The organism is Rhizobium bangladeshense (genome assembly GCF_017357245.1).
GTDB classification, from domain to species: Bacteria; Pseudomonadota; Alphaproteobacteria; order Rhizobiales; family Rhizobiaceae; genus Rhizobium; species Rhizobium bangladeshense.
In genome coordinates this window covers 539,685-554,205 of sequence record NZ_CP071613.1, presented here as the reverse complement: position 1 = coordinate 554,205, position 14,521 = coordinate 539,685, and the positions used below count along the sequence as shown (strand labels likewise).

Here is a 14,521-nt window from a genome sequence, read left to right as displayed (position 1 = left end):
ACTTCCTTTGACGGAGGTTGTTCCACTCAAGCGATCAATTCACGGCTGTATGGGGTAAGGCATGCCGATCAGGTAGGAGGCGGGATCGACCGCTGATTTGCGCGGCCGCCGTTCCCAATACCGGAATGAGGCCTAGGTGTGTGCTCGCGCCGGTGCGCAAGAAGCGGTCAGCCATAAAAGGCGGGCATCCGAACGAGACTTAATGTAGTGGATGAAGTCACTGCGCGTGCAATGGGAGGCGAACGGTCATGAACCCCGCGGTGGAATTGTGCTCTTACCCGGGGCTGGACGAGCGCATCGTCATCGTCCGGGCAGGTGATGAGGTGGATGCCGTATTTGTCCGGACCGAAAGATTGAACGTCATGGTCGATACGCTCGGCACGCCCGAATTATGCCGGATCGCGCTCGACCTGCTTGAGGAAAGCGCCAAGGCTCGTCCGCTGCTCGTCGTCAATTCACATATGGACTGGGATCACTTCTGGGGCAACTCTGCGATTTCAGGGCGCGCTCCGATCATCGCGCATGCCGCGGCACTCGACCGTCTGCGTGACGCCTCCACCCAGCAGGTCCTGAAGGACAAGGCGAACCAGGAATCGCGCTTTCGCAAGGTGGAGCTCATCGGCCCCGATATCACCTTCTGCGGCTCTATGGTGCTGAACGGCGGCGATCTGACGCTCGAACTCATTCATACGCCGGGACACACGCCCGATCATATCGCCGTCTGGATTCCTGAACTTCGCATCTGCCTGGCCGTCGACGCGGTGGAATGCCCTATTCCCGAAGTGTGGAGCAGAAGTGGTCACGATCTTCGGCTGATCCAAACCTCGCTCACGCGGATCCGTGACCTGGATGCGAGACTGATAATCCCTGCGCATGGCAAGACATCTTCGCCGTCGATAGTGGATGAGAACATCGCCTATTTCGAAGCCCTTGCCGATCGTATCGGTATCTTGAGCGAGAGCCAGCTGGCGGATCCGCAACTCGGCGGGATGGATGGTTTCAGGCTTCAAGATTTCGTCGCCGTTCCCGACGGAATTCCTTCCGACACGTTGGCGTTCTACCGGGCCTGTCATGAGACCAATCTCGGCGCCACGGTTCACGCCCGTATCGAAAAATTGAAATCCGCATAGAGAATACCGGAGGCCATGACGTGAGACTGTTGGAGGGCGGGCGGACCGGGCAGATCTGGCGCGACGGCGATAACGTCATCAGGCCGTCCGGCGAATGGACCCCGACCGCGCACCGGTTTTTGCGCCATCTCAGAAGCAAAGGCTTCCTCGCAGCGCCGGAGCCCATTCGCATCACCGGCGAGGGCCAGGAGGTCGTCGGCTATGTAGGCGGCCGCGTCTGCGAAGACCTCGGCGATCCCCTTGTCGGGTCGGAGCGCATGCTGATTTCCGCAGCGAGACTTCTGCGCGATTTTCACACGGCATCTCAAGGTTTTCTGGAATCGGATGACGCGGCCCAGATATGGATGCTGCCGGCGCGGGAGCCGCGCGAGGTCGTCTGCCACGGAGACTATGCGCCCTACAATGTCGCCACTATCGATCATGAGGCTGTCGGGATCATCGATTTCGACACTGCCCATCCCGCACCGCGCCTTTGGGATCTAGCCTATGCAGTCTATCGTTGGGCACCGCTCTCCGACCCCGCCAATCCGGCTGTGGCATTCGGCTTTTATGAACAGCTGCGGCGGGCGGAAATCTTCTGCAACGCCTACGGCGCGACGGCAGAGGAACGGCGCCGGCTCCCGGAGATGATCTGCAGGCGGCTTCAAGCCCTCGTCGATTTCATGCTGGCGAGTGCCGCAGCCGGAGACGAATTCTTTAGGGAGGACGTCCATGCAGGAGACGCCGGGCTCTATCTTAACGACATCGGCTATATCGCCAGGTATCGGGACCAGTTGTTGCAAGCGCTGTCCTGATTAGAGCCATTTCCTCCGGCGGAAGAAGCCGAACAGGCCCGTGCACAAGACGGCGATGACGCCAAGCACGACAAAATAGCCATACTGGAATTTCAGTTCCGGCATATCGTTGAAATTCATGCCATAGATGCCGGCGATCGCGGTGGGAACGGCGAGAATTGCCGCCCAGGCGGCGAGCTTGCGGGCAATCGCCGTCTGTTCCGTCTGGCCGATCATCACGCTGGCCTCGAAGGCGAAGGCAAGCACTTCGCGCAGCGCGTCGATATCTTCCTGGACCCGGCGCACGTGATCGGTCACATCGCGAAACAGCGACTGAAGCGTCGGATCCATGCCGGGCAGATCGATGTGTTCGTATCGGCGGCAGACATCCACCAGCGGCACCACGGCATTGCGCAGCCGCAGGAGCTTGCGCCGCAGCAGGTAGAGCCGTTCGATATCGGACTTCGACAGCAGTTCGCGCAGCACCAGATCCTCGAGCTTCTCGACCTCCTCCTGCACCACCTCGATGACGGGCATGTAATTGTCGACGATGAAATCGAGGATGGAATAGAGGATATAGTTCTCGCCGTGAGCAAGGGCGGCGGGTGTGGCCTCGCACCGCTGCCTGACTGCAAGATAGGAGGAGGATTCTCCATGGCGCACGGAGACGACATAACCACGACCGACGAAGAGGTGCGTTTCGCCGAAGATGATCTCCCCATCCTTCATATGGGCAGTGCGGGCGACGACGAACATTGCGTCCCCGTAAATTTCCAGCTTCGGACGCTGGTGCGGCTGCGCCGCATCCTCGATCGCCAACGGGTGAAGATTGAACTCGGCCTGGATCTGGTGCAGCAGCACTTCATCCGGCTCGTGCAGGCCGATCCAGACGATGGCATTCTCCCGGTTCCGCCATTCTCCGGCCTCTTCTATCCTGATGTCGCGAATACGCTGCCCGTGCTGGTAGACAGCGGCCGCGACGACACCGCGCCGTTCATGCGGAGGCGACGACGGAGCGCTTCCGGTCCGCACGGAAACACTGTCCAAATCCTTTAACCGTTTCAATCCCGCCATCCTCCCCATTCCCGTGCGGATCGCACATCCGCACCCAACGCCAGTCAGGCGTTGCGGCGATCATAATGCTATTTCGAAAAACATGCATCCGCCTCCGGCCATGTGGCGACGAGCCGCCGCCTGCCGGCTCAGTTAGCGGTTACAGAAGCATCACCCGCTATCACGTGTCCGTGGAAATATCGTCCGAGTCCTGGTCCATGTAGCCGATCAGCCAGTTGAGGGCATAATGGCGCTCATGGACCACACCCTTGTTCAATCCGGTGGGCGGCTCTTCGCCCTTCAGCCTTGCATTCACGACGGCCCAATCGTAGCGATAGGTCAGGTCGGCGGCGTCGAGCAGCTCGTTCTGCGAGCGCAGCTTGGCACCGCGCATCAATCCATCCGTACCCAGCTCGCGGAGCGTGTTCGCAATGAACGGGACGTCGCAGATATGGTCGGGGCGCTCGAGCTCGGGCACGATGCCGAGCGCCCAAAGCATGACGTGCACGCCTTCGTAACGCCAGGTGAAATTCGTTTGGTCCTGATCCGAGGGATCGGGATCGTCCATGAAGGCCTGCTCCTTCGGGGTAAAAAACCCTTTCGCCCCGAACTGCCGGATGAGGGCCTGACCCATCGCGTGGTCGCCGGTCTCGCCTTTCACGGCGACGATCGCCAGCGCGACGGCGCGCTGGACGACGACCTCGGTATTTCGACGGATGCTCGTGCTCTCGGGCTCGATGGTCGGCAGGTGATCGATGGTCGGAACGCCTTCCGATCGAAGCTGGGCGACAGAACGGGCCTTGCGCGCCTGTGCATCGTCGGCAGTTTGCGAGAGGGCTGCCTGCACCGGAATAATCAGTGCGAGAAGGGTGGAAAATAGTCGCTTCATGTCTGACTCCCTGTCGGCGCGGCAAGGTGAGCAATAGGCATTTTTCCGTATCAGTGGGACTGCAAAGCCCGGAAACAAGCGCTGCTTTCCGCAAAATTGGTAAACGTGATTTTACCTATGGAACTCGATGAGTCGGGCGCCCGGCAATGCCGGGCGCCGCGTTTTTTCAGGATGCGAAGGCCGGATTGCGCCGCGCGCCCATTCTCAGCACGAAATAGATTGCTCCACCGATGGCGACGCCGAAGAACCAGCCGTAGGTGCCCCACCAGTCCGGCAGGATCGAGGTGAAAGTCGGCAGGATCGACGAGAATAGAGCGCCGACCGCAAATGCGATAAAGGCATTGCCGTGCCATCCGTTCTGGAAGCGGAACTCGCCATTCTCGTGATAGAGCGCCTCGACGTTCAGCTGACTTTTCCTGATAAGGTAATAATCCACCATCATGATGCCGAAGATCGGCCCCATTGTCGAACCGATGAAGTTGACGAAATGTGCCGCACCTGTCTCCCACGGAGCGAAGGGATAAAGCACGAGAGCGATCAGGGCGGCGATATAGCCGCCGCGCTTGAAATTGATTTGGCGCGGGAAGACGTTGGCGAAGTCGAAGGCCGGCGAAACGAAATTCGCCACGACGTTGATGCCGAGCGTCGCGACCGCGAACGTCAGCGCCGCAAGCAGCGCCAGGAACCAGCTTTCGAATTTGGCCGAGATCTGTTCGGGATGCAGCAACACCTCTCCATAGACCGTAAAGGCGGCCGTGGTGGTGACGCCTGCGACGAGGCAGAAGGCCAGGAGGTTGATCGGCAGACCCCAGAGATTGCCCTTCCGCAGCGCCTTTTCGCTCGTTGCATAACGCGAGAAATCGCAGAAGTTCAGGTAGAGTGCGGCGAAATAGGTGATCCAGGTGGCGGCCACGGCAGCAAGCGCCGCAATCGAGCCAGGTTCGCCGGGCACGCCGGCATCCTTGGTCTTTTCAATCAGGACATCACGCGGGATTTCTGAACCGAAAGAGAAAGTGCCCGACTTGGCGACCAGATAGACCGCGAGGATCAGCATCATGATCCACACGGCCGGACCTGCCCAATCCTGGAATTTGCGGACCGTTTCCATGCCGCGCTGGATGATCAGCAGCTGCAGCGCCCAGACGATGGCGTAGCAGATGACCTCCAGCGTCGAATGGCCAAGCAGGTGGCTATTCTGGTGGAAGGCGAGCAGGCTCTCATTGCGGATCAGCAGGGCGACGATTGCACCGGATGCCGCGGCGGTCTGCGCCCCGTACCAGAAGCAGGCGACCACCGCCCGGACAAGTGCCGGGACATTGGCACCGAAAGTGCCGAAGGAGGCGCGCGCCAGCACCGGAAAGGGCACGCCGGTACGCACGCCCGCATTGCCGACCAGGCTCATGAGAAAGAAGATGACGAGAGAGCCGATGCCGATGGCGATGACGAAATTGACGAAGCTACCGCAGAGCAGAAACAGGCTCGCCGCCAGATAGTAGCCCCAGAGGCTGTGGACGTCTGAGGTCCAGACGTTGAAGATGCTGAACGCACCCCATTTGCGCTCCTCGGCGGGCGCAAGATCCTCGTTGTATAACGAGGGAGATGGATTTCGTATGCTCATGAATGCCCTCCCATATCCCTGAGGTCGACTCGACCACGGAAGAAAGTCTGCTCCTCATTTGGGCATCTGACAATTTACTAGTCACATTGTACACAATGGTGAGGATGCAGATGTACAGGCACCCGGCCTATTGCGCGCCGACGACACGTCCGGCCAGCCGAAACGGGCTCGCGACCGCGGCGCCTGCAGCATCAAAGATGAAGGCGCCGACATCGCCGGCGGTCGATCGCCTGCCGCTCTCAAAGGAGGCAAGCTGGGCGCCGAATTTGGCAAGAGAATGCCGTTCCGTCATCGATCGATTTCCCGGGAATCAAAAGGCTCTTGGGAGCAGACTTTCGCCAATTCTCATTTCGGCGTGGGATGGCATCGCCTGCGCCATCCCACCCATTTCTTATCGCGGCCCGTGTTGCAGCGGCCGCCGCGGCGGCCGTAGGCGATGGCCGCGAAGACAGGCTCAAACTTCCGCCGCGGCGGCTTCGGCCCGAACGCCTTCGTCCCTCGGAATCCTGAACCATGCGACGTAAAGCGCAGGCAGGAACAGCAGTGTGAGCGCCGTTCCGACGACGATGCCGCCCATCATGGCGTAGGCCATCGGACCCCAGAAGATCTCGCGCGAAATCGGGATCAGTGCGAGCGTGGCGGCTGCCGCGGTCAGCATGATCGGCCGCATGCGGTGTTCGGTCGCCTCGATCACCGCCTGCCACGCCGCGACGCCTTCGGCGCGCAGATGCTCGATCTGCACGACCAGAATGACCGAGTTGCGGATCAGGATGCCGATCAGCGCCAGGACGCCGAGGATGGCGACGAAGCCCATTGGAGCATTGCTCAGCAGGAGTGCTGCGACCACGCCGATCAGGGCCGTCGGCGCGACCGCGAAGACCAGGAAGAGGCGGCTGAAGCTCTGCAGCTGAATCATCAGGATCGTCGCCATCGTAAACAGCATCAGTGGAGCTACGGCGGCGATCGGCCCTTGCGCCTCGGCGCTGGATTCGACGGCGCCGCCGATTTCGATCTTGTATCCGACAGGAAGGTTCTTCTGGAACTCCCCGACTTTCGGCTTCAGTTGATCGACAATCGTCGCCGGCTGCGTCGAACCGATGACGGCTGCCTTGAGCGTGATCGTGGGCTGCCGGTCGCGGCGCCAGATCGTCGGCTGCTCGAGCTCGTAACGGAAATTCGCGACTGCCGAGAGAGGCACGACCTTGCCGTCGGAGGTCGAGAGCTGCAGATTCTCAAGGGTCTGGATCGAATCGCGCTCGGATGCCCTGGCTCGCCCGACGACATTGACGAGGTAGATGTCGTCGCGGATCTGTGTCGCCGTAGAACCCTCAACGATACCGTTAAGCGCGGTTGCGATGTCCTCGGAGGAGACGCCGAGCTGTCGCGCCTTGTCCTGCAGGACATCGACCTTTACGACGCGGGAAGGTTCGTTCCAGTCCAGCACCATGTTCGAAAGCAGGGGGTGGGAACCCACGACACCTGCAAATTGCTGTGAGATATCGCGGACCTTCTGAATGTCCGGGCCGCTGATCCGGTACTGGACAGGTTTGCCCACCGGCGGGCCGATGTCGAGAAGCTTAACGAAAGCGTCGGTGCCGGGGAAGGTCTTCGTCAGATAGGCCTGCAGCTCTGCCCGAACCTTGTCGCGCGCGTCGAGTCCTTTGGTAACGATCACCGTCTGTCCGAACGAAACGTCGGGTGTCTGCACGTCGAAGGACAGGATGAAACGCGGTGCGCCCTGGCCGACATAGGTCGTCCAGTGGTCGATATCCTTGTTGTTGGCCAGCATCTCCTTTTCGAATTTGGCCATCTGTCTGTTCGTCTCGGCGATGGAACTGTTGTGAGGCAGGTTCCAGTCGATGACGAGCTCGGTCCTGTCCGAGTTCGGGAAGAACTGCTGCTGCACCAGCCCCATGCCGCCGACCGAAAGGGCAAAGACGCCGACCGTCGCCACGATGGTGATCCAGCGCCAGCGCATCGCGAGCTTCAGAAGCCAGGAGAAGACGGCGGCGAAGCGCCCCTTCTTCTCGTGATGGGATTTCATGGTCTTCGGCAGGATAGTGACGCCGAGAAGCGGCGTGAACAGCACAGCCACGATCCAGGACACGACCAGCGAAACCGCGATGACGACGAAAAGCGTGAAGGTGAATTCGCCGGCGGCGCTGTTGTTGAGACCGACCGGGATGAAGCCTGCGACAGTGACAAGCGTTCCGGTCAGCATCGGAAAGGCCGTCGATGTATAGACGTGGGTGGCAGCCTTCCTCAGATCGTCGCCTGCCTCCAGGCGGGCCACCATCATCTCGACGGCGATCATGGCATCGTCAACGAGCAGCCCGAGCGCGATAATGAGGGCGCCGAGCGAGATGCGCTGCAGCGAAATGCCGGAATATTCCATCACCACAAAGGTGATGGCAAGCACGAGGGGAATGGAGATCGCCACCACCATGCCGGCGCGAAGGCCGAGACTGATGAAGCTGATGACGAGCACGATGACGATCGCTTCGAACAGCGCCCGGGTAAAGCCGGAGACAGCCTCATCGACGACGTGCGGCTGGTCGGAAACACGGTGGACATCCACGCCGATCGGAAGATCGGCAACGACCTGCTTCATTTCAGCATCGAGCGCTTCGCCGAACTCCAGGAGGTTGGCACCCTGCTTCATGCCGATGGCAAGCCCGATCGCCGGCTCGCCGTTGAACCGGAACAGCGCCGAGGGCGGATCCACATAGCCGCGCTTGATCGTGGCGACGTCGGTCAGCGGGAAGAAGCGGTCGTTGATGCGAAGGTTGATCGATCGCAGGCTTTCTTCGGAGGTGAATTGTCCGCTCACCCGCAATGCGATGCGCTCCGGCCCGGCATCGACAAAACCGGACTGGGTGACAGCGTTCTGGGCCTGCAGGGTCTGGACGACCGACTGCTGGTCGATGCCAAGTGCTGCAATCTGGCGCGTAGAGAACTCCAGATAAATCGCCTCGTCCTGGGCGCCGATCACGTCGACCTTGCCGACATTCGGTACCTTCAGGACCTCAGAACGAGCATTTTCCACGAGATCGCGCAGCTGCCGCTGGGTCAGACCGTCGCTGGTGAAGGCGTAGATATTGCCGAACACGTCGCCGAAACGGTCGTTGAAGAAGGGGCCGACGACGCCGCTCGGGAAATCACCCTTGATGTCGGCAATCATGTTGCGGATACGCAGCCAGGTCGGTGTGACATCCCTCGCCTTCGTCGTCGGCAGCAGCTCGACGAAAACGGTCGTCTGGCCGGCGACGGTCTGGCTCCTCGTGTAGTCGAGCGATTCCAGTTCCTGGAGCTTCTTCTCGATCCTGTCGGTCACCTGCCGCGTCACTTCCTCTGCGGAAGCGCCAGGCCACTGCGCGGTGATCACCATCGTCTTGATGGTGAAATTCGGGTCTTCCTCACGACCCAGGTTCAGGTAGGAGAAGGCGCCTGCGAGAATGAAGACGATCATGAAGTACCAGACGAGCGAACGGTGTTCGAGCGCCCAGTCGGAAAGGTTGAAGGACTTCACTGGCTGATCTCCTGGTCGATCCTGATGGGCTGGCCATCTTCAAGTTTATGCACGCCCGCCACGACCACCCGCTCTCCGGGAGCGAGTCCTTCCGTGACGCGGATGCTTCCGCCGTCGACGAGGTCGCCGTCGATCTTCACGCGGCGCAGCGACACCTTCCTGGCAGGCACATCGACAATCCAGACGCTCGAGCCGTCGCTGCCGGCAAGGATGGCCGAGGAAGGCAACACTATCTCGGGATTGGCGGCGATTGTTGCCGAGGCTGTGATGACCGAGCCGAGCCTGAAGGCTTCAGGCGGATTGGTGAGCGCGATCTTGGTCCTGCTCGTGCGCGTGGCGGTCTCCGCCTCCGGCGCGATCTCGCGCACGGTCCCGGAGGTGCGGATCGTCGGGTCGAGCTGCAGCGTCACTTCGAAAGGCGCGCCGTTCTTCAGTTTTTGAGCGGCGGCCTGGGGCACGTCGACCACGGCGTCGCGCTTGTCCGGACGCGCGATGGTCACGACGGTCTGGCCGGCCGATACGACCTGGCCAACCTCAGCCGAGGTCGCCGTCACCACTCCGTCGAATTCCGCCCGCAGCTGCGCGTAGCCCAGTTGCTCCCTGGCCTTGTCGAGGTTGGCTTGCGCCTTGGCGACGGCGGCCGCGGCCGTTCGCCTCGCCTGCTCTGCTTCTTCAAGCGAAGCTTCCGTGCCGGAGCGCGATTCCACCAGCGCGCGCTGGCGCTGCTCCGTGGTCACCGCGTTTCTGAGCTGGGCGTCGCTATTTTCCACATCGGACTGGGCGCTGCGCACCGCAAGCTCCAGCGCCAGTGGATCAATCGCGGCGACGACGTCGTCCTTCTTGACGATGTCGCCGACATTGACGTTGCGCGCGATCATCCGTCCGAGGATCCGGAAGCCGAGCTCTGTCTCGATCGTGGGTTCGATCGTACCGGTCAGGCTGAGGCTCGTCGCGGGCGTCTGTTTGACCGTCATCGACAGCACCGGACGGGGCGCCTCTTCCTTGCCTTCCTCCTGCTTCGTGCAGGAGGAAAGCAAGGCCGTACCCATCATCAGTGCGATTATCTTGGGACCAATAGTCACTTGGAAGCTTCCTTGACATAAGACACGATTTCGCCGGGCCTGAGGAACTTGGTCCCGTCAGTCACGACTATCTCTCCCGCCGTCACACCCGACTTGACGACGAAGCTGCCGGTCTCATAGCCGGCGACGTCGACCGCACGGACGGAAACCGCAGAGGATGCGGGATCCACGATCCAGACGGCCGGCTTGCCGTCCTTCGAGGTCATTGCCGACCAGGGCAGTTGGATGACGTCCTGCGAGAGGTAATTGAACCGTCCGACGACGGGTGCGCCGAGAGGAATAGGCGCGTCGCTTGATATCGCGATCTTGACCCTGATAGTGCCGGTGGAGGAATCGATCGTCGGAGAAATTTCGCGAACCTTCGCCGTGATCTTCTGTGTCGGGTCCGATAGAAGGGTAACTGTTCCGTCGCCGTCGATCGGGCGGAGGAAGGCACTTTCAACCACCTCGAAAACGGCATCCCGATCGCCGTCATGGGCAAGGGTGAAGACGACCTGAGCGGCCTGCGCCACCTGCCCGACCTCGGCATTGCGGGCGGTGATCACGCCGTCGGCATCTGCCTTCAGCTCCGTGTAGGACAGGGTATCCTGTGCGGTTTCGAAAAGCGCCTGCGCCGACTTCGTCGATGCCTGGGCGGTCAGCAGCGCTTCCTGTGCCTGATCGAGTGCGGCGCGCGTCGTCACCTGGGTTCGAAACAGGCTCTGCTGCCGGTCGAAGGCAAGCTGCGCCTGGGTCTGCAGGGCCTCAGCGGACTGAAGATTGGCGGCGGCCACATCGAGATCTGCCTTCTGCTCCTCCGGATCGATGCGCGCCAGCACTTGCCCCGCCTTCACCGATTGTCCGACCTCCACCAGCCGCTCGATGATCTTGCCGCTGACGCGGAAGGACAGATCGGTCTGAACACGGGCGCGGACTTCTCCGGTCAGCGCACCGCCGTCAACCAGCGGCTCAGGCTTGGCGACGACGACGCCGACCTGCCGCGGGGTTGGCTCGGTCGGCCCGCTCGCATCGCTGCAGGATGCCAGACCGACGGCGCAGATGATCGCAGTGGCGACCAGAATGGTTCTCATAGTTGACCTCTTGCTCTCAACGGCAGCTGCTATATAATTGACTGACGGATTAGTCAATGAAACTTTGTGCCGCATGAGACGAGGGCATGATTGGTTAAGGGAGGCCCGGAAGTGGCAGCAGAGAAAAAGATTACACGCGCGGAACAGAAAGCGTTGCGCCCCATCCAAATCCTTGACGCCGCTTTCGAGGAGTTCGTTAGATGCGGCTTCGCCGGCACACGTGTCGAGGATATCGCCGAAAGGGTCGGCGTCACCAAGGGCACCGTCTACGTCTATTTCGAGACGAAGGAGACGCTCTTCGAAGCTATGATCAACCATTTCTCGGTGCCCTTTCAGGAGTTGCTGGCGATCACCGACGAACTCAGCGGCAGCGCCACGGAGAGGCTGAAGTCAATTCTAAGCCTGCTCTATGAGCAGATCGCCGAAGATCGCACGACCCGTGAGCTGGTTCGGCTCGTCATTGCGGAAGGACAGCGGTTCCCCGACCTGATCGACCGCCACCACGATGAATTTATCGCGCCGATTATCGCCAAGATCGACTCTCTCATCGTGGAGGGAATGGCGTCAGGTGAGTTTCGCCAAATCCCGGTGGAATTCTCCGATATGGTCGTTGCACCCATCCTGACGAGGACGGTTCTGCGGCTGATATTCGACGATCGTCGCGACCCAATTCCCAATAAGGAGGCCTTCCTCAGGACCTATTTCGACCTGCTCTTCAACGGCCTGCTCGCCAAGCCGGGCTGATCGCCAACGGCTCTGAGTAACTGACCATCGCGAGCCTTCCGCGGCCCGAGTTTTTCCGCCATGGAGCTTTGGAAACCGCTTCGGCTCCTTCTGGCACCCATTTCTGACGCCAACCTAAACTATTCAATCCATTCCTCTCCGGCAACGAAGATGTCTTTAAGGCTGCCATTCCAGCGGCTCTCCGATCATTCGTGGGTCGAGGCCGCATGGCCTTTTCTCCATTCGTCGCTCCTGCAGCGCTCGTTTGCGGCCGTGCTGCAGCCCGACTTCGTCTGGAGACGAAAAATACCGCTCGATGCAGATGGATTTAATGAAGTTTTTAGGTGAAAACATCAAGTTAGCCGATGCTTTCAAGGTACGACCTCAATCGTGACGAATTAAAGTGGAACGCAAAGTCAATCTCAAGGATGTCGCGCGCGACGCCGATGTGTCGCTGAGCACGGCCTCGCATGCGCTGAACGGAACCGCGCCGCTGACGATCGAAGTGCGCGAGAGGGTTCTGGATTCGGCCAAACGCCTGGGCTACCTCGACCGCCGCAGAAAGAAGGCGACAATTGCCGCGCTGCGCGTCCTGCTGCTCGCCATTCCCGACGATGCCGCGCCGGAGAGCGATCTCAACCTGGTGAGCTGGACGATCCTAAACGGCCTTCGCAGGGAGTGCGAGCGCCGCGGTATTCGCATCGTGCCTTACGTCAGCACCGGCCGGCGCATCGACGGCGGCGAGGTCAGGCAGATGGCGGTGGCCGAACGCGCCGACGGCATCGTGGTGCTGAACGACGATCAGCCCGAACTCATTCGCAGCCTCGCCTCGGCCGATATGCCTGTCGTCATCGTCAACGGCGAGGATCCTGCCATGCTGGTCGATACTGTGACGCCGGAAAACCGCTTCGGCGCCCGGCTCGGCATCGCGCACCTTCTGGCGCTCGGTCACCGCCGAATCCTTCATCTGACCTGGAAGGGCCGCACGACCATCCAGCGCCGGTATGACGGTTTTTCCGATGCCTATCTCGCCGCACAGCTTCCGGTGCCGGAGGACATGATCGTCGAAGCCGAGGGATATGAGCCCCGGCATGGCGAGGCGGCCATCAACGCGCTGCTCCATCGCGACCCCACGCTCAAAGGCGCCACCGCCGTCTTCTGCGCGGCCGACAATCTGGCGCTCGGCTGCCTGAAGGCCTTCGCCGATCGCGACATACGCGTGCCCGACGCGATATCTGTGCTCGGCTTCGACGACATCGTTCCCGGCGAGTTCAGCCGTCCGCCGCTTTCCACCGTGAGCGTGCCCACCGACCGTCTCGGCGCTGCAGCGCTCGCGCTCATCGAACAGCGGTTGATCGCCAGCGATCCGCAGCGGCCGGCTCATCGCCTGGAACTCGGCTGCCATCTGGTCCTGCGCGGCAGCATCGCGCCGCCGCGCTAAAGCGCCGGCAGAGCCAGGACCTCGAAGCTCCAACACTCACATCAGCGCAAGTGCTCAGCCCGTAGCCGTGTATCTCGCGGGCTTTCTCCAAAGGTGTTGCGGTATATGATGGAGAATCTGCCCGCGTGCGCAAAACCCCATATCGCGCAGATTTCACGAACGGTTTGCTGGTTCGTCGGGTCCCGCAGCTGCTCGCGGGCTGCCTGCAGCCGGATCGTGCGGAGATAACCTGCCGGCGACGTTCCCCTGAAGGCCTTGAAGCCCGTTTGCAGCGCGCGAAGGGAAACGCCGACATCATCTGCAACCATCGTCATGGTTAGGGGTTCCGCAATGTTGGCATGCATGTAATCGATGGCCCGTCGGACGTGCCAGGGCGCAACCAGCGATACTTTCTGTTTTTCCAGTTGATCGGAAAAACGGTGCCGTCCAAATCGGATCACCAGGTGAGCGAGAGTTTCACTTATCGCCGCTGCCGCAAGCGGCGAAGACATTAGCGGGCCGTCGCCGCGCATGCCCTGCACGATCGTCTGGAGCAGATTGCCGATGAGCTGGCCTGACTGCGTCGTGCGATCCAGGACAGGGTCGAGGTCGAGCGACGCGGAGAGGGGCTTTTCCACCAGCGAGGCGAGCATCCGCTTCACAACCTTCCAATCCAGGAAGAGGGCGTCCGAGCGGTGCGGCCCGCCCTGGACCACACGATCGCCGGCTTCGTGGTTGTTGGCCATAAGAAGATGACCGGCACCGCTTTCGACCGTTCTCTTCCCTATCGACAGTCGAAAGGATCCTGTGTGCGGCATGAAAAAAGCGAGATGCTGCGGAGACTCGTCAAGCGTTCGGATTGTCCAGGAACTCTGATACACCGAATGAAGCACGGTGAGTGCCTCGGTCCTTCTCAAATCCGCGGCCCAGGCAAATTTCCGATCGTCCCTCAGAGGCTGTGCGTCGAAAACGCCATAACCCGCCGAAAAGGCTTGAACCATCGATTCGAAGCTGGTGCCTTCATGCGTGGGCTCAAAGCCGTAACACTCAGGCTCTCCAAGACGGCCCAATTTCTCCGCTCTCAACCAATCCATGCGGCTCGATTCTCTTCCCTGCCACCTGAGACGACATCGCGACTGGCCTGACCAATCTTGATGCGTTAAGCAGGACCGGCAACACCACGGATGATTTCCTTGCCCTGCAGAACGTCCCTCCCCTGCTTCACACTTATAGT

12 protein-coding genes are annotated in these 14,521 nt (G+C 60.9%); 4 read left to right on the top strand and 8 right to left on the bottom strand.

Features of this window, described 5'->3' with window-relative positions:
• Positions 1–248 precede the first annotated feature (248 nt).
• Both J2J98_RS23515 and J2J98_RS23510 read left to right on the top strand, forming a co-directional pair.
• Positions 249–1,130, top strand: a complete 882-nt coding sequence (locus J2J98_RS23515) for an MBL fold metallo-hydrolase (protein ID WP_207603296.1) — start codon at positions 249–251, stop codon at positions 1,128–1,130.
• Between the two features lie 20 nt (positions 1,131–1,150).
• Entirely contained in the window at positions 1,151–1,924 is a 774-nt protein-coding gene (locus tag J2J98_RS23510; protein WP_207603295.1) for a phosphotransferase enzyme family protein, read from the top strand.
• Here J2J98_RS23510 and J2J98_RS23505 read toward each other — a convergent pair whose 3' ends face one another.
• The 7 genes from J2J98_RS23505 to J2J98_RS23475 all read right to left on the bottom strand — a co-directional run bounded on the left by J2J98_RS23505 (position 1,925) and on the right by J2J98_RS23475 (position 11,144).
• Entirely contained in the window at positions 1,925–2,968 is a 1,044-nt protein-coding gene (locus J2J98_RS23505) for a magnesium and cobalt transport protein CorA (RefSeq protein WP_207603294.1), read from the bottom strand. It lies immediately after the preceding gene.
• A 169-nt stretch (positions 2,969–3,137) separates the two neighbouring features.
• Positions 3,138–3,845 carry a DUF4272 domain-containing protein gene (locus J2J98_RS23500; protein WP_207603293.1) on the bottom strand — a complete coding sequence of 236 codons (708 nt, stop codon included), beginning with the start codon at positions 3,843–3,845 and terminating at the stop codon, positions 3,138–3,140.
• A gap of 166 nt (positions 3,846–4,011) precedes the next feature.
• On the bottom strand, positions 4,012–5,463 hold the full coding sequence (locus tag J2J98_RS23495; protein WP_064709613.1) for an NCS1 family nucleobase:cation symporter-1: 1,452 nt from the start codon (positions 5,461–5,463) through the stop codon (positions 4,012–4,014).
• 127 nt (positions 5,464–5,590) lie between these two features.
• Positions 5,591–5,755 carry a hypothetical protein gene (locus J2J98_RS23490; RefSeq protein WP_207603532.1) on the bottom strand — a complete coding sequence of 55 codons (165 nt, stop codon included), beginning with the start codon at positions 5,753–5,755 and terminating at the stop codon, positions 5,591–5,593.
• Between the two features lie 162 nt (positions 5,756–5,917).
• The gene (locus J2J98_RS23485; RefSeq protein ID WP_207603292.1) at positions 5,918–8,992 is read right to left on the bottom strand and encodes an efflux RND transporter permease subunit; all 3,075 of its coding nucleotides are present in this window, start codon (positions 8,990–8,992) and stop codon (positions 5,918–5,920) included.
• Positions 8,989–10,074, bottom strand: coding sequence for an efflux RND transporter periplasmic adaptor subunit (locus tag J2J98_RS23480; RefSeq protein ID WP_207603291.1), 1,086 nt, complete (start codon positions 10,072–10,074; stop codon positions 8,989–8,991). Before J2J98_RS23480 ends, J2J98_RS23485 begins: the two co-directional genes overlap by 4 nt.
• Positions 10,071–11,144, bottom strand: coding sequence for an efflux RND transporter periplasmic adaptor subunit (locus J2J98_RS23475; protein ID WP_207603290.1), 1,074 nt, complete (start codon positions 11,142–11,144; stop codon positions 10,071–10,073). Before J2J98_RS23475 ends, J2J98_RS23480 begins: the two co-directional genes overlap by 4 nt.
• Positions 11,145–11,255: 111 nt before the next feature.
• On the opposite strand from J2J98_RS23475, the gene J2J98_RS23470 reads away from it, so the two are divergent.
• A complete protein-coding gene (locus J2J98_RS23470) occupies positions 11,256–11,888 on the top strand; it encodes a TetR/AcrR family transcriptional regulator (RefSeq protein WP_064713139.1) in 633 nt (210 codons plus the stop codon).
• 382 nt (positions 11,889–12,270) lie between these two features.
• Positions 12,271–13,308, top strand: a complete 1,038-nt coding sequence (locus J2J98_RS23465) for a LacI family DNA-binding transcriptional regulator (protein ID WP_064713138.1) — start codon at positions 12,271–12,273, stop codon at positions 13,306–13,308.
• 41 nt (positions 13,309–13,349) lie between these two features.
• Here the strand turns inward: J2J98_RS23465 and J2J98_RS23460 are convergent, their stop codons facing one another.
• Positions 13,350–14,381: an AraC family transcriptional regulator gene (locus J2J98_RS23460; protein WP_207603289.1), complete on the bottom strand. Its 1,032-nt coding sequence runs from the start codon at positions 14,379–14,381 to the stop codon at positions 13,350–13,352.
• Positions 14,382–14,521 lie beyond the last annotated feature (140 nt).